Annotated in this window: 1 rRNA gene; it reads right to left on the bottom strand. The window is 47.8% G+C overall.

The features are described from left to right. Positions 1-78, bottom strand: a 5S ribosomal RNA gene (gene rrf / locus QMX93_RS30975); the annotation flags it as partial. Between the last annotated feature and the right edge of the window lie 177 nt (positions 79-255).

Raw genomic sequence — 255 nt, forward strand, 5'->3', positions numbered from 1 at the left:
ACTACCATCGGCGATGCATCGTTTCACTGCTGAGTTCGGGATGGGATCAGGTGGTTCCAACGCTCTATGGTCGTCAAGAAATTCGGGTACTGAGTCGTGACCAGTTGGTCTCGCTTCAGCAAATTGGGTATGTGATAGCTTTCGGTGTTTGTGAACATCGAACTTTCGGTTCGTTTCGTCTTCACACACCGCAATCTGGTCTCTCTCGTCTTTTCAACTAGGAGCATCAAATTGCTTGGGTGTTATATGGTCAAG

The organism is Pseudomonas sp. PS01303, from assembly GCF_029959385.1.
Taxonomy (GTDB): Bacteria; Pseudomonadota; Gammaproteobacteria; order Pseudomonadales; family Pseudomonadaceae; genus Aquipseudomonas; species Aquipseudomonas rustica.